At 71.2% G+C, this 20,322-nt stretch carries 13 protein-coding genes; 7 read left to right on the top strand and 6 right to left on the bottom strand.

Going from position 1 to position 20,322, the window contains the following annotated elements:
* Positions 1–13 precede the first annotated feature (13 nt).
* From SM447_RS15545 to SM447_RS15535, 3 genes are all read right to left on the bottom strand, one after another.
* Entirely contained in the window at positions 14–1,423 is a 1,410-nt protein-coding gene (locus SM447_RS15545; RefSeq protein ID WP_474573501.1) for an amidase, read from the bottom strand.
* Positions 1,424–1,439: 16 nt separating this feature from the next.
* Positions 1,440–2,582, bottom strand: a complete 1,143-nt coding sequence (locus SM447_RS15540; protein WP_474573500.1) for a cystathionine gamma-synthase — start codon at positions 2,580–2,582, stop codon at positions 1,440–1,442.
* Positions 2,583–2,671: 89 nt separating this feature from the next.
* Positions 2,672–3,709 (bottom strand): YncE family protein, encoded by a 1,038-nt coding sequence (locus SM447_RS15535; protein ID WP_474573499.1) that lies wholly within the window; start codon positions 3,707–3,709, stop codon positions 2,672–2,674.
* A gap of 204 nt (positions 3,710–3,913) precedes the next feature.
* Between SM447_RS15535 and SM447_RS15530 the strand changes: the two genes are divergently transcribed.
* Both SM447_RS15530 and msrA read left to right on the top strand, forming a co-directional pair.
* Positions 3,914–4,330: an HIT family protein gene (locus SM447_RS15530; RefSeq protein WP_474573498.1), complete on the top strand. Its 417-nt coding sequence runs from the start codon at positions 3,914–3,916 to the stop codon at positions 4,328–4,330.
* Positions 4,331–4,404: 74 nt separating this feature from the next.
* Positions 4,405–5,067 carry a peptide-methionine (S)-S-oxide reductase MsrA gene (msrA, locus tag SM447_RS15525; RefSeq protein ID WP_474573497.1) on the top strand — a complete coding sequence of 221 codons (663 nt, stop codon included), beginning with the start codon at positions 4,405–4,407 and terminating at the stop codon, positions 5,065–5,067.
* 60 nt (positions 5,068–5,127) lie between these two features.
* Here the strand turns inward: msrA and SM447_RS15520 are convergent, their stop codons facing one another.
* Positions 5,128–5,445, bottom strand: a complete 318-nt coding sequence (locus SM447_RS15520) for a hypothetical protein (protein ID WP_474573496.1) — start codon at positions 5,443–5,445, stop codon at positions 5,128–5,130.
* 15 nt (positions 5,446–5,460) lie between these two features.
* Positions 5,461–11,694, bottom strand: a complete 6,234-nt coding sequence (locus SM447_RS15515) for a DNRLRE domain-containing protein (RefSeq protein WP_474573495.1) — start codon at positions 11,692–11,694, stop codon at positions 5,461–5,463.
* A 446-nt stretch (positions 11,695–12,140) separates the two neighbouring features.
* On the opposite strand from SM447_RS15515, the gene SM447_RS15510 reads away from it, so the two are divergent.
* From SM447_RS15510 to SM447_RS15490, 5 genes are all read left to right on the top strand, one after another.
* Positions 12,141–13,925, top strand: coding sequence for an N-acetylglutaminylglutamine amidotransferase (locus SM447_RS15510; protein ID WP_474573494.1), 1,785 nt, complete (start codon positions 12,141–12,143; stop codon positions 13,923–13,925).
* 2 nt (positions 13,926–13,927) lie between these two features.
* Positions 13,928–15,820: an N-acetylglutaminylglutamine synthetase gene (ngg, locus tag SM447_RS15505; RefSeq protein ID WP_474573493.1), complete on the top strand. Its 1,893-nt coding sequence runs from the start codon at positions 13,928–13,930 to the stop codon at positions 15,818–15,820.
* The gene (locus tag SM447_RS15500; protein ID WP_474573492.1) at positions 15,817–17,010 is read left to right on the top strand and encodes an osmoprotectant NAGGN system M42 family peptidase; all 1,194 of its coding nucleotides are present in this window, start codon (positions 15,817–15,819) and stop codon (positions 17,008–17,010) included. Before ngg ends, SM447_RS15500 begins: the two co-directional genes overlap by 4 nt.
* A 329-nt stretch (positions 17,011–17,339) precedes the next feature.
* Complete coding sequence (locus SM447_RS15495; protein WP_474573491.1) at positions 17,340–18,269, top strand: ribonuclease Z; 930 nt, start codon at positions 17,340–17,342, stop codon at positions 18,267–18,269.
* The gene (locus SM447_RS15490) at positions 18,266–18,775 is read left to right on the top strand and encodes an N-acetyltransferase family protein (RefSeq protein ID WP_474573490.1); all 510 of its coding nucleotides are present in this window, start codon (positions 18,266–18,268) and stop codon (positions 18,773–18,775) included. The genes SM447_RS15495 and SM447_RS15490 overlap by 4 nt, the downstream gene beginning before the upstream one ends.
* A gap of 135 nt (positions 18,776–18,910) precedes the next feature.
* On the opposite strand, the gene SM447_RS15485 is transcribed toward SM447_RS15490, so the two are convergent.
* Positions 18,911–20,281 carry a cystathionine beta-synthase gene (locus SM447_RS15485; protein WP_474573489.1) on the bottom strand — a complete coding sequence of 457 codons (1,371 nt, stop codon included), beginning with the start codon at positions 20,279–20,281 and terminating at the stop codon, positions 18,911–18,913.
* Positions 20,282–20,322 lie beyond the last annotated feature (41 nt).

Below are 20,322 nucleotides of genomic sequence, written 5' to 3'. Positions count from 1 at the left end.
GGAGCGTAGATGATCACGCGCTGGCGGGCGACCCCGTTCCGACCCGCGGGTAACCGGGAGCGTGCCGAGGCCACGGGGCCTCCAGCTCGAACTGACCGGCGACGCCGAGCAGCAGCAGTTCCGAGCCGGGTGGTCCGACCAGTTGAACGGCGAGCGGCAGCCCGTCCGGGCGGCGACCCACCGGCACCACCAGGGCGGGCAGGCCGGCGATGTTCCACGGCGCCGCGTACGGCGCGTACCGGATGTTGGCCAGCATGTTCGCCTGCCAGGAGCGGGTCGACCAGCTGGTGGCCGGCGGCGGTGCGCTCGCCAGCGCCGGGGTGAGCAGCAGGTCGACCGAGTGGTCGGCGAAGAAGCCGATCGACCGCTCGCGCCAGGCCAGCCGGTCCGCCTCCCGGACGTACCCGCGTCGCCACGCCCACTCGCCGAGCGCGACGTGCCGCCGGCTGCGGCGTTGCAGGGCCCGCCGGTCGACCCCGGCGGCCCGCACGTCCGCCGCCGCGGCAGCGAACCAGGTGGCGATGCCCTGCAGTCCCAGGACGGTCGGGTAGATCGGGTCGGCGGGCACCGTGTCGTGCCCGGCCGCGGCGAGCAGCCGGCCGGCGGCGGCCACCGCGTCCCGGTTCGGCGCGTCCGGTGACACACCGCGCACCGGGGAGCGCAGCGACACACCGACCCGCAGCCGCTGCGGGGGGACCAGCTTGCCCTGGGCCCGGCCGGCCAGCACCTGGAAGCCGACGGCCGCGTCGGCGACGGTGGTGGCGAGCATGCCGTGCTCGGTCAGACCGAACCAGTCCTCGGCGCCGAGCTGGCAGGGCACCACGCCGCGACCGGGCTTCAGACCGACGAGGCCGCAGCAGGCCGCGGGGATCCGGATCGAGCCGAGCCCGTCGTTGCCGTGCGCGATCGGCACCAGGCCGGCGGCCACCGCGGCGGCGGCGCCACCGGAGGAACCGCCGGGGGTACGCGACAGGTCCCAGGGATTACGGGTGACGCCGGTCTCGTCGTCGGTGAGGCCCCACAGACCCAGTTCCGGCATCCGGGTCACCCCGAGGATCACCGCGCCGGCACCGCGCAGCCGGCGGACCACCTCGTGGTCGGCCTCCGCCACCGCGGTACGCACCGCGACCGAGCCGTTCCAGGTGGGCATGCCGGCCACCGGCGTGTTCTCCTTGACCGCGATCGGAACCCCGGCCAGCGGCAGGTTGGCCAGGTCCTCCTGCTCGTCGACCTTCTCCGCCTCGGTGACCGCCTCCCCGCCGCGCACCGTGCGGAACGCGGCGAGGTCGACGTCGGCCTTGGCGACGTGGTCAAGGTGGTCGGCCAGCACCTGGGTGGCGGAGACGTCACCCCGGCGTACGCCCCGGGCGATCTGTTTGGCGGTCGCTCCGACCCAGGTCGGCATGATGTCCTGCACGGCCACCCTCCCAAGCCAGCGGTCAGCCCAGCGCCTGCTCCAGATCGGCGAGCAGGTCTTCGACCGTCTCGATGCCGACAGACAGTCGCACGAGATCGGAGGGAACTTCAAGCGGCGAGCCGGCAGCACTCGCGTGTGTCATCCGCCCGGGGTGTTCGATCAGGGACTCCACCCCGCCGAGGGACTCGGCGAGCACGAAGAGTCGGGCCCGGTTGCAGATCTCCACGGCCTGCTCCTCGCCGCCGGCGGCCCGGAAGGAGATCATGCCGCCGAAGCGGCGCATCTGCTTGGCCGCCACCTCGTGCCCGGGGTGCGTCGGCAGGCCCGGGTAGAGCACCTGCGCGACCTTGGCGTGCCCGTCCAGGTACGCGGCGATCCGCTCCGCGTTGTCGCAGTGCCGGTCCATGCGTACCCCGAGGGTCTTGATGCCGCGCAGGGTCAGCCACGCGTCGAACGGCCCGTTGACCGCGCCCATCGCGTTCTGGTGGTAGCGCAGTTGCTCACCCAGGTCGGCGTCGGCCGCCACCAGCGCGCCGCCGACCACGTCGGAGTGCCCGCCGACGTACTTGGTGGTCGAGTGGACGACCACGTCGGCGCCGAGCGTGATCGGCTGTTGCAGGTACGGCGAGGCGAACGTGTTGTCGACCACCAGCAGCGCCCCGGCGTCGTGCGCCACGGCGGCGAGGGTGGCGATGTCGGCGATGCCGAGCAGCGGGTTGGTCGGGGTCTCCACCCAGACCACCTTCGTGACGCCGGGCCGGATCGCGGCCCGCACGGCGTCCGGGTCGGTGACCCTGGCCGGGGTGTACGCCAGCCCCCACCGTTCGGCGACCCGGGCGAAGAGCCGGTACGTGCCGCCGTACGCGTCGTCGGGGATCACCACGTGGTCACCCGGGGCGCAGACGGCACGCAGCAGGGTGTCCTCGGCGGCCAGGCCGCTGGCGAAGGCGAGGCCGACCTGGCCCGCCTCCAGCGCGGCCAGGCACTCCTGGAGCGCGTCGCGGGTGGGGTTGCCGGAGCGGCTGTACTCGTAGCCGAGCCTCGGCGCGCCGACGGCGTCCTGGGCGTACGTGCTGGTCTGGTAGATCGGTGGGATCACCGCGCCGGTGCGGGCCTCGGGGTCCTGGCCGGCGTGGATGGCGAGCGTCTCGAAGCCGTGGGTCATGCTGCAGACGTTAGCCGTCCCACCCCGCCCCGGCGCTCCGAACCCTGCCGGGCGAGAGGGTGCCTCGCCCGGCAGGACCAGCCGCGATGTCAGGCGGTGGGGATCCGGATGACGTGCAGGGCGCCCCGCACGCCGAGCCACGAGTCGGCGGTGGCCGCGTAGAGCCGCGAGCCGTTCGGCGACCAGGCGAGGGCGCCCCGGACCAGTGGGGCGTTCAGCTCGAAGCGCGCCAACTCGGCGCCGCCGCTGTCGAACACGAAGATGTCCGGGTCGTAGGAGGCGTCCACCCCGGCGGCGATCCGTGCTCCGTCGCGCGTCACCTCGACGCCGTTCGGGTAGGGACCGGTGGGCAGGGTGAGCGACGGGACCGAGATGTCCGCGACCGGGAAGGCCTGCACCTGGTAGGGGGCTCCGGCCGCGGTGTAGAGGGTGGTGCCGGTCGGGTCCAGGGCGATGTCGGCGAGGTTGCTACCGAGCGCACCGAACTCGTTGCCGCGCAGCAGCGTCAGCGTTCCGCCGCCGACCTCGAACGCGTCCACCGAGGCCGGGCTCAGCCCTGGCTGGCCGGCCATCAGGACCGCGCGGTTCTGCTGGGCGGCGGTGAGGATGGGCGCACCGTAGTAACTGCGGTGGGTCGTCCGCTCCGTGACGACGGCCGGCTGGCGGCCGAGGTCGATCCGGCCGATGTTGCCGTCCCAGCCGCCGCAGCCGTGACCGAACCACAGGTAGCGGCCGGTGAGTGCCAGCGAGGAGGGGCAGCCGGCCGAGCCGGTGCCGTACCGGGCGGACTCGCGCAGGCTGCCGGTGTCGAACGCGGCGATCTCGCCCGCTGCGGGCAGTGCCACGTAGAGCGTCCTGCGGTCGGCGCTCAGCAGCAGGTCGGTGGGGCCGGGCAGGCCGGGCAGGGTGGTCTCGACATCGCCCGCCGCACTCGCCACCACCACGTCGGTTGAGTCGCGCCCGCCACTGATGAAGACCCGGTCGCCGGACGAGACGACGTCGGCGACCGCGGTCAGGGGCAGGGCGACGGTGTGAACCGTCTCGGCGGCGATCGCCGGGCCGGGCGGAGCGGCGGCCAACACGGTGAGGGCCGCTAATGCGGAGAGGAACAGACGCCTGGCGCGCATGCCAGCCTCCTCGTCAGATGGTCGACCGCGCCCTGTGCGCGGCCGACGGCTGCCGGAACCGACCCACGCGGGGAGCACTTCGGCGGGCAGGGCTCCGCCCTGGCAGACCGCCGTTGTTTTCCCCGTGGGAACATTCAGGCTCGCCAATAGGTAGCACGGCGCACCGACACTTCCGGGCCCCTGCCGGACCGTAATCTGGGCGTCGTGGCAGGCTGTGTCTTCTGTGGGATCGTGGCGGGCGAGGTGCAGGCGTTCCGGGTCGCCGACGAGCGGGACGGGGTGGCGTTCCTGGACACCCGACCGGTGTTCAAGGGGCATGTGCTGGTGGTGCCCCGCACGCACCTGGTCACTCTGGCCGACCTGCCGCCGGAGTCCCTCGCCGGCTATTTCGGGTTGGTCCGGCGGATCGCCGTCGCGGTCGAGTCCGGTCTCGACGCGGGCGGCACCTTCGTGGCGATGAACAACAGGGTGTCCCAGTCGGTGCCGCACCTGCACACCCATGTGGTCCCCCGGACCAAGGGCGACGGGTTACGCGGCTTCTTCTGGCCACGTACCCGGTACGCCGACGATCCGGAGGCCACCTCCTATGCGGAGCGCGTCCGATCGGCACTGACGGCCTGACGGGGCACGGCGCGGGTAAGGAAGTGGGATCCGCCGGTGTTGCACGCGGGGAAGGGTACGAAAGGAGTCCCACCGTGTTCCTCCGCCGCTTGAAGGCCGAGATGATCTCACCCGACCGGGCCCTGCCCGGCCGTCCCATCGCGATGCCGGTGGCCGACCGGCACGAGGTGCTCGGGACCCCGCTGAAGGGCCCGTTCCCCGAGGGGCACCAGGTCGCCGTGTTCGGTATGGGGTGTTTCTGGGGTGCTGAGCGACTGTTCTGGACCCTGCCCGGAGTCTTCACCACCTCCGCCGGCTACGCGGGTGGTTACACGCCGAACCCGACCTACGAGGAGGTCTGCTCCGGGATGACGGGGCACGCCGAGGTGGTGGAGGTGGTGTACGACCCCGCGAAGATCAGCTACGAGGACCTGCTCAAGGTCTTCTGGGAGAACCACGACCCGACCCAGGGCATGCGTCAGGGCAACGACGTGGGTACCCAGTACCGGTCCGCGATCTACGCCAGCACCGATGAGCAGCTCGCGACCGCCGAGGCGTCCCGGGAGGCGTTCGCGCCGATCGTGGCCCGGGCCGGCAAGGGCGAGATCACCACGGAGATCACCCGGCTCGGCGACTACTACCTGGCCGAGGACTACCACCAGCAGTACCTCGCCCCGACCAAGAACCCGAACGGCTACTGCAACCACGGCCCGAACGGGCTGAGCTGCCCGGTGGGCGTGGCACGTACCGCGGGCTGAACGACTGTGGACCCGGCGCTGAGCGCCGGGTCCACATCGTTCACTGCTCTCAGTCGGTCGTCACGATCGATGCCGTCCGGCTTCCGGTCGGCGGGCCGGGTCGTCGAACGAGCCGAAGACCTCGGTCCGTCGCCACAGACCGTCCATGACGAAACCCACCACGATCAGGACCAGGGCGGGCAACCCGATCCAGTACTCGTACCGGGGTGTCAGCAGAGCGGCGATGGCCAACGGATACGCCACCAGGGACACGGACTTCAAATACCACGGCACGGCTCTCCACCGGATCGCGCGCACCAGCAGGAACACCCAGTAGCCGAACAGACCCAGCACGACAGGCCACAACGCGATGTCGTCCAGCCCGAGGTGCGTGCCCATGTCGAACCCCTGCCCCTACCAGCCGTTGCTGTACGCGCGATAGCCATAGTAGCCCTGGGCACCGACCCGGAACGCGGTCCGAACCGGGTGACGCCGCAGGCCACTCTTGAACCCGCGCCAGGCCCCGCGCGCCCCGCTGTTGATCTTCAACACCTTGTGGTGGTGGCGTCCTCCGGATGCCCGGTGCTTACCCACCGCCCGGTTGATCCGGACTCTTTTCAGGGTCCGGACCGAGCTGAGCCGCAGCGAGATGGCGTCGATCCCGACGTTCGCGAAGGCCCTCCTTCCGGAGATCTCCTTCTTCCGCCACTGGTAGCCGTTCCAGGCTGCACTGGCGCCGACGGCGAGGGCGGTCGCTCCGAGGCAGAGACCGGCACTGGCCACGACGCACGCGCCCAGCGCGACGAAGCCGGTGATGGTGGCGGCTCGGCGCAGGGTCTTGCGCCAGCTCCACTTGCCGTCCAGGTCGAAACAGTTGACCGGGTCACCGGTGCAGTAGTCGTAGGCGTTGGCGTTGCCGCCGTACACCGGGTCGACCTGGAGGAAGCGTCCGGTGACGGTGTTGTAGAGGCGCACTCCCATCAGCACGATGCCCGAGACGCTGTCCGCCGCCCGCTGCTTGGCGCCGAGCCAGCCGTACCGCTGGCCGCCGATGTCTGCGGCGTTGCGCGGGGTGCCGTACTCGGTGGTCTCGCTGGTCCGGGAGAGCCCTTCGTCGTCGCCGTCGATCGCCGCGACCAGGTCGCCGTGCAGGTTGGCGATCTGCCAGTCGACCTGCCCGCTCTCGCTGTCGAAGATGCCCGCCATCCCGCCCAGGCCGGGGACCGGTCGGGTGAACAGCTCGGGCGTCTCCTGCGTCCAGGACGGGCTGTCCCCGTCGCCGTCGTAGTGGTGCACCGACTGAGCCGCGCTGCCGCCCGAGTTGTCGGTCCAGGAACGGATCCGCTCACCGGTCACGTCGAGCGTGTAGTCGGTCGTCCGACCACCCTGGGTGATCGTGTCGACCAGGTCCGTCGAGTGGTACGTGACCGTCACGTTGCCGCTCGACGAGCTGACGCTGTCGGCGGCCGGCACCGTCGTCGTCCGGCCCAGAGCGTCGTAGCTGTAGCCGGTGTTGTTGACCCGGTCGGCCGTGTCGTACGTCCAGGTCCGGGAGGACGCCGCCGTCGTCGTCTGGCAGGTGCCGTCCGCTCCGGGGGCGTACGCGGTGAGCGAGTTGCGGTTCGACGCGGTGCTGAACCCGTACGACCGGGTGGTGCACTGGCCGCCCACGGTGTCCCGGACCGTCGTGAGCCGCCCGGCCCGGTCGTAGCTGTAGCTCTGCTCCGACAGGGTCGAGGCCCGTTCCCGCCACTGACCGTGCACCGACTCGACCACCGACTCGGTGTAGAGGGTGCAGTCCGCCGCGGCGCAGCCGGGCTTGACGTAGGTCATGCCGATCTGCGTGCCGGTCTCGTCGGTCTCGGTGGTGACCTGTACCCCGTTCGGCCAGGTTTCCCTGGTCAGCGCGCCGTCGACGTCGTAGCTGCCGGTGAAGGTGCCGGCCTGTGAGTCGACGATCGAGGTGAGCAGCCCGCGCCGCTCGGCACCGCCGTCGTAGGTGTGGGTACGGGTGGCCTTGCCGTCGTTGCTGGTCGCCACCCGACCGAGCAGGTCGTAGGTGGTGCTGGAGGTGACCCCGTCGGCGTCGGTGTACGTCGTCTGCCGGCCGAGGCCGTCGTAGCCCCGCACCACCTGCGCGGTCGCCAGCCCGCCGACCACCTGCTGGGTACGGATCAGGCGGCCGGTGGCCGGCTCGTAGACGTTCCGGGTGATCGGTACGGCGGTGCCGAGTCCGGCGGCCACCGTGATGCTGGTCTCGTAGGCCCGACCGGCACCGTCGTAGCTGGTGGTGATGGTCCGGAGCGTCGCCGAACCCGTCTTCTCGGTGACCACCCGAGGCTGGTTGAACATGTCGTAGGTGGTCACCGTGGCCGGCAGTTCCGGTCCGCTGGCGGCCTGCCCACCGGGCTGCACCCGGCAGGGCAGGTTCGCCCACTCCGGCCGCAGGTCACAGTCGGTGTGACCGGAACCGGAGGTGGCCCGGTAGTAGATCGTCCGCCGGGTGGCCGGAGTGCTGGTGCTGGTGCCGCCCGCTGGCGTGGTCGTGGCGGTGACCAGGCCGGTGAGCGGGTCGTAGGTGGTGCGGACGGTGTGCGCCAGGCCACCCGGGTCCACGGTCACCACGGTCGGCTGACGCAGGCCCCAGTCGTACGCGGTCGTGGTGGTCTGGATGTCGTGGTCGCTCTCCCGACCCTCGGCGTCCCACATACGGACGCCGACATCCTGCTTGGTGACCAGGTTGTACGGCCCACCGGTGGTGGGCGCGCCCTGGTCGTAGGTGTTCATGGTGTGCTTGCGTCCCCGCACCACCACGCCGGTGGGCAGCATGACGTCGTGTTCCGGTTCGAGGGTGCTGGTCAGTCGCTGCCCGTCCGCCGAGTAGATGTTCAGCGTGGAGCGGCTGCGGGCGAGCATGCTCTCGGCCGCCGCGTCGTCGGTCGGGCTGGCGTTGAGGGCGCGCGCCCGGTTGCCGGCGGTCAGGGTACGGACGGTGTTGCCCCACTGGTCGTACCAGGTGGCGTTGAGGTGCCCGCCCGGCGTCGCGGTGTTCACCTCCCGGGCGTTGGCGTCCAGGTAGGTGACGGTGGCCCGCTCGTAGGACGACGGCAGCGCACCGGTGGCCGGGTTGCCGGTGGGCACCTGGTTGGCCGGGAACACGGCGGTGGCGTCGGTGGGTGCCTCCGGCTGCGCCCACCGGCTGGTCTGGGCCGGTGACAGGTCGTACGGTGCACCCGTGCCGGAGACCGGGACCTTGTAGACCACCGTCTGCGTGGCGGTGCCGGCGGTCAGCGCGGAGCGGGTCACCTTGTGCAGCCGGCCGACGCCCGGATCACCCGGGATGGTCGTGTAGCTGAACTGCCACGGCTCCTCGGCCACCGGCTTCACCGCGCTGAGGATCCCGTCGGCGGTGTAGTCGTAGGTCTCCCGCAACTGCCGCACCGTGCCGGCGTCGTTCCAGTCCAACCGCGGGTCCCACACCGCCCGCAGCCGGCCGGCGTTGTCGTACGCGTAGCGAGCCATCGGCACGGTCCGCATGGCCGGGGTCGGCAGGTCCGGATCCCAGGCGGTGAAGGCGATCTCCTTAACCCGGCCGGTGTAGTCGCCCCAGCCCGATTCGGCGGTGCCGGAGGCGGTGGTACCCGTGGCGTAGGTGAAGGTCAACGCGCGGCAGCCCCGGGTCAGGGTCGCGCAGTTGACGCCGTCGGCGACCGGGGCGAGCATCCGGACCGGCCGGACCACCTCCTTACCGGCGACGGTGACCCGCTCCCAGCCCAGCGTGGTGGTCTGGTTGCTGCCCGGCACCATCACCGAGGTCGGGAAGTACTTGCCGGCCGCGGTGCCGGCCACCCGGGTGAAGGTGACGTTGTTGCCGTCCTCGTCGAGCAGGGAGTACGAGTCGGTGCCGCTGGCGTACGACAGCCGCAGGAACTCCATCCCGATCTCGGGGTCGAACGCGGTGGCGGTGCGCTTGGTGAAGCCGATCGTGTCCCCTTCGGGCAACCCGACCTGGACCAGCGAGCCGTACACGGTCAGCGACGTGTACGGGGCCTCGGCCTCCTCCACCATGGCACCGGAGACCCAGCCGGGGCCGAACATGTTCGCCGAGTCGGTCTCCGCCGACCGTCGGGTGTTGTACGACCGGGTGACCGTCAGGTCGCTGCCGTAGGAGTCCACCGAGACGTCGGTGTCGGAGAGGCTGTAGTTGCCCGTGATCAGGTTCACCGAACCCGGCCCGATCTCCTCGGCGGCGGCCGACGCCTGGTCCCGGTCGAACGTGATCTTCACCGGGCTGGACGTGCCGCCCGTGCCGCCGGTGAACGTACCGCGCAGTTGCAGCGGGCCGTTGCGCGGAATCGACTCCGCGTCGACCGCCGCGAGGGTCGCCTCCACGTCCCAGTTGAGCTTGGCGAAGGCGCCACCGCCGCTGGTCGGCAACGGCCAGGTCACCGCACCGCCACCGGCCGCGACCGTGACGTGACCGGCCGGGATGCTCACCCACGCGTCGGCGTCACCCCGTCGCCACTGGTACGTCACGCCCGTCGCCGCCGCCTGGCCGACACCGGTGATCGCGACCTTCGCCGCGGTGATGTCACCTTCCTTCGGCGCCGTCACCGCACCGGATCCGACGTTGAACGTGTAGCTGCGGATCGCCGACTGGTTTCCGGCGCGATCCCGCGAGCGCACGTACAACGTCTGCGGGCCGTCCGTGGTCGGCGTGATCGACACCGTCGCGTTGCCGCCCAGGCTCGCCGCGTTGACCGTCTGGTTCGGCGGGTTCACGTTCAACCCGTACTCGTACGCCGCCACGTCGGTCACCCCGGCCGCGCCGAAGGTGAAGCTGCCCGCCGTGCCGGTCGCACCGGCCCACTGACCCGCCGGGTAGGCGGTGGAGGAGACGGTCGGCATCGCCGACGGCGCGACCGTGTCCACGATCATCGCGCAGTAGCCGGTCCACGGTCCGTTGCCGTTGCCGTCGTTGCCGCGCGCCCGCCAGGAGTAGGTGCCGCCCTCGCCGAAGGCACCGGCCGGTACCACGGTGGCCAGCCAGGAACCCGACGCACCGGGTCCGACGGTGGTGCCGCCGATCCGGGTGCCGCCACCGGTGAGCCACTCGAACTCGGTTCGCACCTGCGAACCCTCCGCGTCGGTCACCTGGGCCCGCAGTTGCGGGGTCCTGGTGTTGACGTACGGCGTGCTCGCACCGGTTGCGCAGGGCAGCGCCGGCACGGTCGCCCGCGCCGTGACCGTCGGCAGGGTCTGGTAGGTCAGCGAGACGTACGGGTCGTTCGCGGCCTCCATCGAGTGGAACTTCTTCCACCCCAGGTTGTCCGTCTCCGAGGCGGCCCGCAGCCCGATGTTGACGGTGCTGCAGCAGGTGACACCGTTGGCCAGATCGGCGAAGGCACCCGTCACCGAGGCGTTGACCCGGCCGGCGGCGCAGGAGGAGTTGTAGCCCTTCGTCGCGGTGGTGTAACCCAGCCGCTTGACCCACGTCGGCTGGTTCGTCCAGCGGGCGGAGGTGGTGACGTAGTTGGTCTGCCACGTCTCCCACTGTCGGGCGGTGCAGGACCACGAGTGCTGGTTCCACAGATACAAGGTCGCCGCCTGGACCTGCTTGCCCTGCAACCACTCCATGTTGTGGAAGCTGAGGAACGAGCGGGCCTTCGTCGCGCCGCCGTCGAACGTGCCGAGCCTCAGTTCGGTCGCCGCGGACTGGTCGCTGGTGTAGCCGATCTGGACGAAGGCGTCGTAGTTGGGCTTGAGCGTGACCGCCGGGTCGATCGTCACCGGGAAGCTGGTCGCCTTGTCGGTCAACCACGCCTCGTCGGGCGTCAGCGTCACCGCCAGCCGGCCGCCCTTCGCCGCACCGATCCGCTTGCCGACCTTCACCTGCCGCAGTCGCTCACCGGACCTCGGGTCGATCTGGGCGTCCCACATCAGCGGTTCCGGCGACACGCCGACGGTCTCACCGTCGGCGTCGCGGATGTCGAAGCCGCCCCGGCCGTCCGCCACCGCCCTGAGCCCCTTGCCACGCAGCGGCAGTGCGATGTTGCGGACCTGCGCGACCGCTTCGCGGCGCTTGACCACCAGGTACTGCTCGAAACCGGTCCGGGTCGACTCGACCACCAGGTCGACCCCCGGACGGACCTCCGGATAGGTGGCCCGGGTACCCGCCACCTCCGGCTCGGGGAGTTCACCGGACCAGCCCAGCGACAGGTGCTCGCCGCCCCGACCGACCGTGACGAGGTCGTGCTCGCCGGGTCCGGCCGCGCCGGAGAGCCGCAGGTCGTGCGGGTGCACCTTCGCCCGGACCGAACCGTCCGGCTGGCGGGCCAGGTCGAAGTCGACCGCCTGCCAGGCGCCGTCGTCGTCGCGTACCCGCACCGGCCCGAGGTGGACCTCCGCCTCCACCCGGCCATCGGGCAGCGCCCAGAACTCCGACGTCTCGGAGGTCATGCCGCCGATCCGTACCTTCTTGCCGGTCAGTCGGGCGGTGTGGATCGCCGCGGCCTCGTCCGGCCGCTCCAGCGTCTGCGACCCGACGGGTGCCGCGGGTGGTGGCGGCGCGACGGCCGCCGCTGCCGGCCGGACCGTCACCCAGTCCGCCATGGTCGCGGCGAGCACGACCGACAAGCCCGCGGCCACCAGCCGCGACCCGCTTACCGCCGAAACCGGTTTCCGGCTCCGCCACCTGGGCATGGGTATGCGACTACGCACTGATCCTCCCCCGTTCGTAACAGTGAGCGATCAGACAGTACGAGCCGGGGAATCTCGACACATCCCTATATCCACTATGGAAACCGGGCCGTTCGGCCATCGAAACATGTCCAGAGGTTGATCACCGCGCCGACACCCGCCGTCGTCGATTCACCCGAGAAGAGGCCGGAGGCCCAGCGGCGAATTGCGGGGTTCGTCACATCAGGCGACGGTGAGCATCAGCGCAGCGGGCCGGATAACGGCCGAAACGACCACGGCCGACGGCGGCGAGGACGCGGACTTGATCGCGAAGGCGCGGATTCTAGCAATCCTGTTACACGACCGTCATGGTCTCAACGGGCCAATCGCAACATCCTCTGGCAGCATGGGCTCACATGTGCGGACTGGCTGGGGAGTTCCGACGGGACACGACGCGTGCCGACGTCGCGGCGGTGGAGCGGATGGCCGCCACCATGTGCGACAGGGGCCCGGACGGCAGCGGGGTGTGGTCGCAGGGGTCGGTCGCCCTGGGCCACCGACGGCTGAAGATCATCGACTTGTCGGCGGCCAGCAGCCAGCCGATCGTCGACTCGGCCGCCGGTCTGACCGCCGTCTTCAACGGTTGCATCTACAACTACCGGGAACTGCGGGCCGAACTCGCCGCCAAGGGCCACCACTTCTTCTCCAGCGGAGACAGCGAGGTCGTCGTCAAGGCGTACGCCGAGTGGGGGCTCGACTTCGTCGACCATCTGGTCGGCATGTTCGCGGTGGCGATCAGCGAGCGCGACACCGGCCGGCTGGTGCTGGCCCGGGACCGGCTCGGCATCAAGCCGCTCTACCTCGCCGAGTCCCCCGGTGTGGTGCGCTTCGCCAGCACCCTGCCGGCGTTGCTGGCCGCCGGTGGGGTGGACACCACCATCGACCCGGTCGCGTTGGCCCACTACCTCAGCTTCCACAGCATCGTGCCGCCGCCGCGCACCATCCTGCGTGGGGTCAGCAAGCTGCCGCCAGCCACCGTCCGCGTCTACGAGGCCGACGGCCGCAGCCACGAGCGGGTCTACTGGGATCCGCCGTTCCTGCGCCGCGACGAGCACCGCGGGTGGTCCGAGCGGGAGTGGCAGGACGCGCTGCACGAGTCGCTGACCACCGCCGTACGCCGACGGATGGTCGCCGACGTACCGGTCGGTGTGCTGCTCTCCGGTGGCCTGGACTCCAGCCTGGTGGTCGCCCTGCTGGCCGGGGAGGGGCAGCGCGGGCTCTCCACCTTCTCCATCGGCTTCGACGCCGTCGGCGGCCGGGAGGGTGACGAGTTCCGCTACTCCGACGTGGTGGCCAAGACCTTCGACACCGACCACCACCAGATCCGGGTGGCCGCACAGGATCTGGTCCCGCCGCTGGAAGCCGCCGTCGCGGCCATGAGCGAACCCATGGTCAGCCACGACTGCGTCGCGTTCTACCTGCTCAGCCAGGAGGTGTCGCGGCACGTCAAGGTGGTGCAGTCCGGTCAGGGCGCCGACGAGATCCTCGGCGGCTACCACTGGTATCCACCACTGGCGCAGGTCGGCCGGGAGCAGGCCCTCGACACGTACGCCCGGGCCTTCTTCGACCGCGACGGCGCCGGCCTGGCCCGGGTGCTCAACCCCGACTGGCTCGCCGACGGCGACCCGGCCCGGGAATTCGTCGCCGCGCACCTGGCGCGGCCCGGCGCGCAGACCGCCGTCGACGCCGGACTGCGCATCGACACGCAGATCATGCTGACCGACGACCCGGTCAAACGGGTCGACAACATGACCATGGCGCACGGGTTGGAGGCCCGGGTGCCGTTCCTGGATCACGAGTTCGTGGAACTGGCCGCCGCCTGCCCGCCCGAGCTGAAGCTCGCCCAGGGCGGCAAGGGGGTGCTCAAGGAGATCGGCCGCCGGGTGCTGCCACACGAGGTCATCGACCGGCCGAAGGGCTACTTCCCGGTGCCGGGCCTCACGCACCTGGAAGGCAAACTCCTCGACCGGGTACGCGACGCGCTGCACGCGCCGCAGGCCCGCCGCCGCGACCTGTTCCGCACCGATTACGTCAACGCCCTGCTCGACGCTCCCAACGCCGAACTGACCCCGTTGAACGGAAACAAGCTGTGGCAACTCGGACTCCTGGAAATGTGGCTCCAGAGCCACGGAATCGACTGACCGTGACCGGCAGCCTGGCCACCGGGGTGGCCCGGACAGATCGTGGCCGCGGCACCGGACGGCGGTACGAGCGGGTCGGGCCGGGGGGTGATCCGGTCGCCACGGGCGCGGACCCGGCCGGCGACGGCGAACCACCGGCCGCCGAGGCCGGTGTCGTCCTCGACTGCGGTTGGGGGCGGCTGGTCTTCGGCCAGACCTACGCCGACCAGTCGGCAGTCGCCGACGTGCTGCGTTCCGAAGCGGCCGGTGCCCGGGACATCTGCATCTACCTGCGGGATCCGCACGTGCTGGTCTCCCGGCTTCCCGACGAGTTGTTCATCGACCCGTCGCTGACCTACCGGTTGCCGCTGGGCGGGGACCGTCGCGGGCCCCGTCCCGGCGCCGGCACCTCCGAGGAGGCCGGTACCGCCGAGACGCCGGCACCGCTCGACGGTCGTGCCGAGCTGCCCGGGGTGCGCATCCGTCGGCTGCGCGACGCCGCCGACGCCGACGCCGTCAACCGGATCTACGCCGCCAACGGCATGGTCACCGCCCCGGTCGAGGTGCTGGTCGACAACGCCGCCACCGACCGTTTCCTGCACCTGGTGGCGGAGGCGGCGACCGGCGAGATCGTCGGGACGATCACCGGCATCGACCATGTGGCGGTCTTCGACGACCCGGACAACGGCGCCAGCCTGTGGTGCCTGACCGTCGACTTCAACCAGGCCCCGCCCGGGACCGGGCAGGCGCTGATCACCGAGCTGGCCGCCCGGCTGGTCGCCCGCGGACGGGCGTACGTCGACCTGTCCGTGCTCGCCGAGAACGCCGGAGCGATCCGGCTCTACGAGCGGCTCGGCTTCTACCGCACCGCCACGCTCTGCGTGAAGCGGAAGAACCCGATCAACGAGCGGTTGTTCCTGCCGGCCATGCCGGTCGGCTACGACGGGCTCAACCCGTACGCGAAGATCGTCGCCGACGAGGCGATGCGGCGGGGCATCCGGGTGGAGGTGACCGACCCGGAGTGGGGTGAGCTGCGGCTGACCAGCGGCGGCCGGACCATCCTCACCCGCGAGTCGCTGTCCGAGCTGACCTCGGCGGTGGCGATGAGCCGCTGCGACGACAAGCGGGTCACCCGGCGGATCCTGACCGAGGCCGGACTGTCGGTGCCGCGCGGACGCACCGCCTCCGGCGACGCCGCCGACGCCGAGTTCCTGGCCGAGGTGGGCCAGCTGGTGGTCAAGCCGGCCCGGGGCGAGCAGGGCAACGGCATCACCGTCGGCGTACGCACCCCCGAGGCGCTGGCCGCCGCCGTCGAGCTGGCCGCCCGGTACTGCCCCGAGGTGCTGCTGGAGGAGCTGTGCACCGGCGAGGACCTGCGGGTGGTCATGATCGATCATGAGGTGGTGGCGGCCGCCGTACGCCGGCCCGCCGCCATCACCGGTGACGGCGTCCACGACATCGCCGAACTGATCGAGCGGCAGAGCCGCCGTCGGGCCGCCGCCACCGGTGGCGAGTCCCGCATCCCGCTGGACGACATGACCCGGGACGTGGTTGCCGAGGCCGGTCACGAACTGCACGACGTACTGCCCGAGGGGCAGGTGCTGGCCGTGCGGCGGACCGCGAACCTGCACACCGGCGGCACCATCCACGACGTGACCGGCGAGCTGCACCCGGAGATCGCCGAGGCGTGCGTGGCCGCCAGCCGTGCCATCGACATCCCGGTCACCGGCCTGGACCTGCTGGTGCCGGCGCCCGACCAGCCCGAGCACGTCTTCATCGAGGCCAACGAGCGGCCGGGACTGGCCAACCACGAACCGCAGCCCACCGCCGAACGCTTCGTGGATCTGCTCTTTCCCGGGACTCGGGCACCGCAGCGGCTGTGGACCCCGGCGGGTGCGGCACCATCTGGGGCATGACCGTACGCAAGACCACTCCGCTCCCCATCGACCTGGACTATCTGCGTCAGGTGCTGGTCGAGCTGCTCGATATCCCGAGCCCGTCGGGACGCACCGATCATGTCCAGCAGTACGTGGGCGAGCGGCTCTCGGCGCTCGGCATCCCGTCGACGCTGACCCGTCGCGGTGCGCTCAGCGCCTGCCTGCCGGGCCCCCGCGAGACCGGCGCGGACCGGGCCATCGTGGTACACACCGACACCATCGGCGGGATGGTCAAGCGGCTCAAGGAGAACGGCCGGCTGGAGCTGAAGCCGATCGGTACGCACAGCGCCCGGTTCGCCGAGGGTGCCCACGTACGGATCTTCACCGACGACCTGGACCGGGTGGTCACCGGTCAGGTGCTTCCGCTCAAGGCCAGCGGACACCGCTACAACGAGGCGGTCGACCTGCAGGGCATCGGCTGGGAGCAGGTGGAGGTACGCGTCGACGAGCCGGTGGAGGACATCGCCGGCCTGCGGGCGCTCGGCATCGACGCGGGCGACTTCGTGGCGTTCCTGCCGAACCCGACGGTCACCCCCAGCGGCTACGTCAAGTCCCGGCACCTGGACGACAAGGCCGGCGTGGCCGCGGTGCTCACCGCCATGAAGGCGATGGTCGACGCCGGCGTGAAGCCCGCCGTGACCGCACACCTGCTGGTCACCGTGACCGAGGAGATCGGCCACGGCGCGTCGCACGGACTCGACCCGGACGTGGCCGAGATCGTCTCGGTGGACGCGGCGGTGGTCGCCCCCGGGCAGCAGTCCCGGGAGAACGCCGCCACCCTGGCGATGGGCGACGGCGTGGGGCCGTTCGACTACCACCTCACCCGGAACCTGGCGGCGATCGCCCGGGAGCACGACGTGGATCTCGTCCGGGACGTCTTCGACTACTACCGCTCGGACGTGGCGGCGGCGGTGGAGGCGGGCGCGCACGCCCGGGTCGCCCTGCTCGGCTTCGGCGTCGACGCCACCCACGGCCACGAGCGCACCCACCTCGACGGGCTGCGCCAGCTGACCCAGTTGCTCTGCCTCTACCTGCAGAGCGACCTGGTCTTCCCCGAATGGGACGCCGAACCAGAGGGCGACCTGGCCGACTTCCCGTCACTGGCGGTGCAGCCGGCCAGCTCGGACGGCCCCCGCGAGGGCCCCATCGGCATCGCCCAGGGTGCCTGAGAGCGTTCCTGAGCCGGTACGCCCTCGCACTGTGATCGAAATCCGTTGCCGGTGGGCCGGACGCTGGATAGCGTGGCGGTACACGGGAAAGGAGGTGGTCCAGACTTGTATAGCAATCGGACTCGTGAGGTGGCTGTCCGCTAGCCGCTGTCCTCGACAGTGACAGCCCGTCCCTCGGGGCGGGCACGGTAAGAGTCGTCGAGACCGTGTGGCAGCGGTGCGGCGAAACCACGACAGCCACCCGACCCCCGGGGTGCCGGCCCAGTCCAGTCGGCCCGCGCGTGAGCGTGGAAGCCCCGGGGGTCGCTTCATCTCTCCCGGAGGCGGCCGTGTCCATGCGCGAGCTGGTGGTGCTCGGCACGGCGAGCCAGGCACCGACCCGGGAGCGCAACCACAACGGGTACGTGCTGCGCTGGGACGACGAGGTGATCCTCTTCGACCCGGGCGAGGGCAGCCAGCGCCAACTGCTGCACACCACGGTCACCGCCACCGACCTCACCCGGATCTGCGTCACCCACTTCCACGGCGACCACTGCCTCGGTCTGCCCGGCACCATCCAGCGGCTGTCGCTGGACCGGGTGCCGCACCCGGTGGCGGTGCACTTTCCGGCCGCAGGTGCCGACTACTTCGCCCGGCTGCGGCACGCCAGTTCCTTCCACGAGACCGCCGATCTGGCCGTGGCACCGATCGAGTCGGACGGGCAGCGGGTCGCGCTGCGCTGCGGGACGCTGGAGGCCCGCAGGCTGCGGCACCCCATCGAGACGTACGGCTATCGACTGCTGGAGCCGGACGGGTGCCGGATGCTGCCGGAGAAGCTGGCCGCGTACGGCATCGTCGGGCCGGCGGTCGGTGAGCTGCAACGCAGCGGCCACCTCGACCTCGACGGGCGGCGCGTCACCCGGGAGGAGGTGAGCGTGCCCCGCCCGGGACAGCGGTTCGCCTTCGTGATGGACACCGGCCTCTGCGACGGGGTGTACGCGCTGGCCGAGCACGCCGACCTGCTGGTGATCGAGTCGACGTTCCTGGAGTCGGAGGCCGCACTCGCCGCCGAGGTCGGGCACCTCACCGCCGGCCAGGCCGCGCGGGTGGCGGCCGAGTCGGGGGTACGCCGGCTCGTGCTCACCCACTTCTCCCAGCGGTACGCCGATCCGGCCCGCTTCGCCGAGGAGGCCCGCGTCCACTTCGACGGCGACCTGGTGATCGCCGCCGATCTGACCACGGTTCAGGTTCCGCCCCGGCGGGTACCCTCGGTCGAGTGACTGTCACGCTGCGTGCCGCAACCGCTGACGATCTGCTGGCGGTGGGGCGACTCCACCAGCGTTCCCGGGTCGCCGCGTACTCGTCGTTCCTGTCACCGGAGGCGTTGGCCGACCCGACTCCCGAGGCCATGGGCGAGTACTGGGCGCAGCGGTGGGCCTGGGAAAGGGCCGACCACCGGATGATCGTGGCGGAGCGGGACGGCACGCTCGCCGGCTTCAGCTACCTGGGCCCCGACGACGAGGGCGACCCGGCGACCGGCCTGCTCAACGCGATCCACCTGGAACCGGCCGAGCGTGGTCGGGGTATCGGCCGGGCGCTGATGGTCGACGCGCTGGCCGACATGCGTGCCCGCGGCTGGCGTCGCGCGGTCCTCTGGGTACTGCGCGACAACACCCACGCCCGCCGCTTCTACGAACGCGGCGGCTGGCACCCGACGGGCCGGACCCGCCACGACACCATCGGCACGACCCAAACCCCCCAGCTTCGCTACGCCCGCCAGGTGTAAGGAAGGGCCCCCTATTAACGCCTGCGGTAGAGGAAGGGCCCCCTTTTAACACTCGGCCGCGCAGCCGCAAGATCGAGTGTTAAAAGGGGGCCCTTGCTATGCATGAGGCGTTAAGAAGGGGCCCTTCCTTACATGTCAGCGGGCGCCGAGGTGGGCCAGCAGGTCTTGGCGGGTGAGTACGCCCTTGGGCTTGCCGTCGATCAGCACCAGGGCGGCGTCGGACTTCTCCAGCAGGTGCACCGCGTCGCTGACCGGCTGGCCGCCGCCGACCATCGGCAGCGGCGGCGCCATGTGCCGCTCGATCGTGTCGTGCAGCTGCGCCTGGCCGGTGAAGAGGGCGTCGAGCAGGTCCTTCTCCGCGATCGAGCCGGCCACCTCGCCGGTCACCACCGGCGGCTCCGCCTTGAGCACGGGCAGCTGCGAGACGCCGTACTCCCGCATGTAGTCCACGGCGTCGCGGACCGTCTCGGTGGGGTGCACGTGCACCAGCTCGGGCAGGCCACCCGGCTTGCTGGCCAGTGCCTGCGCGACGGTCGGCTCCGAGCCGGAGTTGTCGAGGAATCCGTAGCGGGCCATCCAGGCGTCGTTGAAGATCTTGGAGAGATAGCCCCGGCCACCGTCCGGCAGCAGCACCACGACCACGTCGTCCGGACCGGCGGCGCGGGCCACCTCCAGCGCCGCGACGGCCGCCATCCCGCAGGAGCCGCCGACCAGCAGGCCCTCCTCACGGGCCAGCCGGCGGGTCATCTCGAACGACTGCTTGTCCGAGACCTCGATGATCTCGTCGGCCACGTCCCGGTCGTAGGTCTCCGGCCAGAAGTCCTCACCGACCCCCTCGACCAGGTACGGCCGGCCGGTACCGCCGGAGTAGACCGAACCTTCCGGGTCGGCCCCGATGACCTTGACGCTGCCGCCGGAGGCCTCCTTCAGGTACCGACCGATGCCGGAGATCGTGCCTCCGGTGCCCACCCCGGCGACGAAGTGGGTGATCCGTCCCTCGGTCTGCTTCCACAGCTCCGGCCCGGTCGTCTCGTAGTGGGAACGCGGGTTCGCCGGGTTGGCGTACTGGTTGGGCTTCCACGCGCCGGGGATCTCCCGGGCCAGCCGGTCGGAGACGTTGTAGTACGAGCGGGGGTCCTCCGGTGCCACTGCGGTCGGGCACACCACCACCTCGGCGCCGTACGCCCGCAGCACGTCCTGCTTGTCCTGGCTGACCTTGTCCGGGCAGACGAAGACACACTTGTAGCCCTTGAGCTGGGCCACCAGGGCCAGCCCCACGCCGGTGTTGCCGCTGGTCGGCTCGACGATCGTGCCACCGGGTCGGAGAATGCCCGCCGCCTCGGCGTCCTCCACCATGCGCAGGGCGATGCGGTCCTTCACCGACCCGCCGGGGTTGAGGTACTCCACCTTCGCCAGCACCGTCGCCTGGATGCCCTCGGCGACGTTGCGCAGCCGTACCAGCGGGGTGTTGCCGATCATTTCGACGACGTTGTCGTAGTACTGCACCTCGTTGTGCCCTTCTGCTCCGGCGCCGGCGCGCCAGGCCG

Source organism: Micromonospora aridisoli (assembly GCF_056150025.1).
The sequence above is the reverse complement of the archived record's forward strand: the minus strand, read 5'-3'. Positions and strand labels throughout refer to the sequence as shown.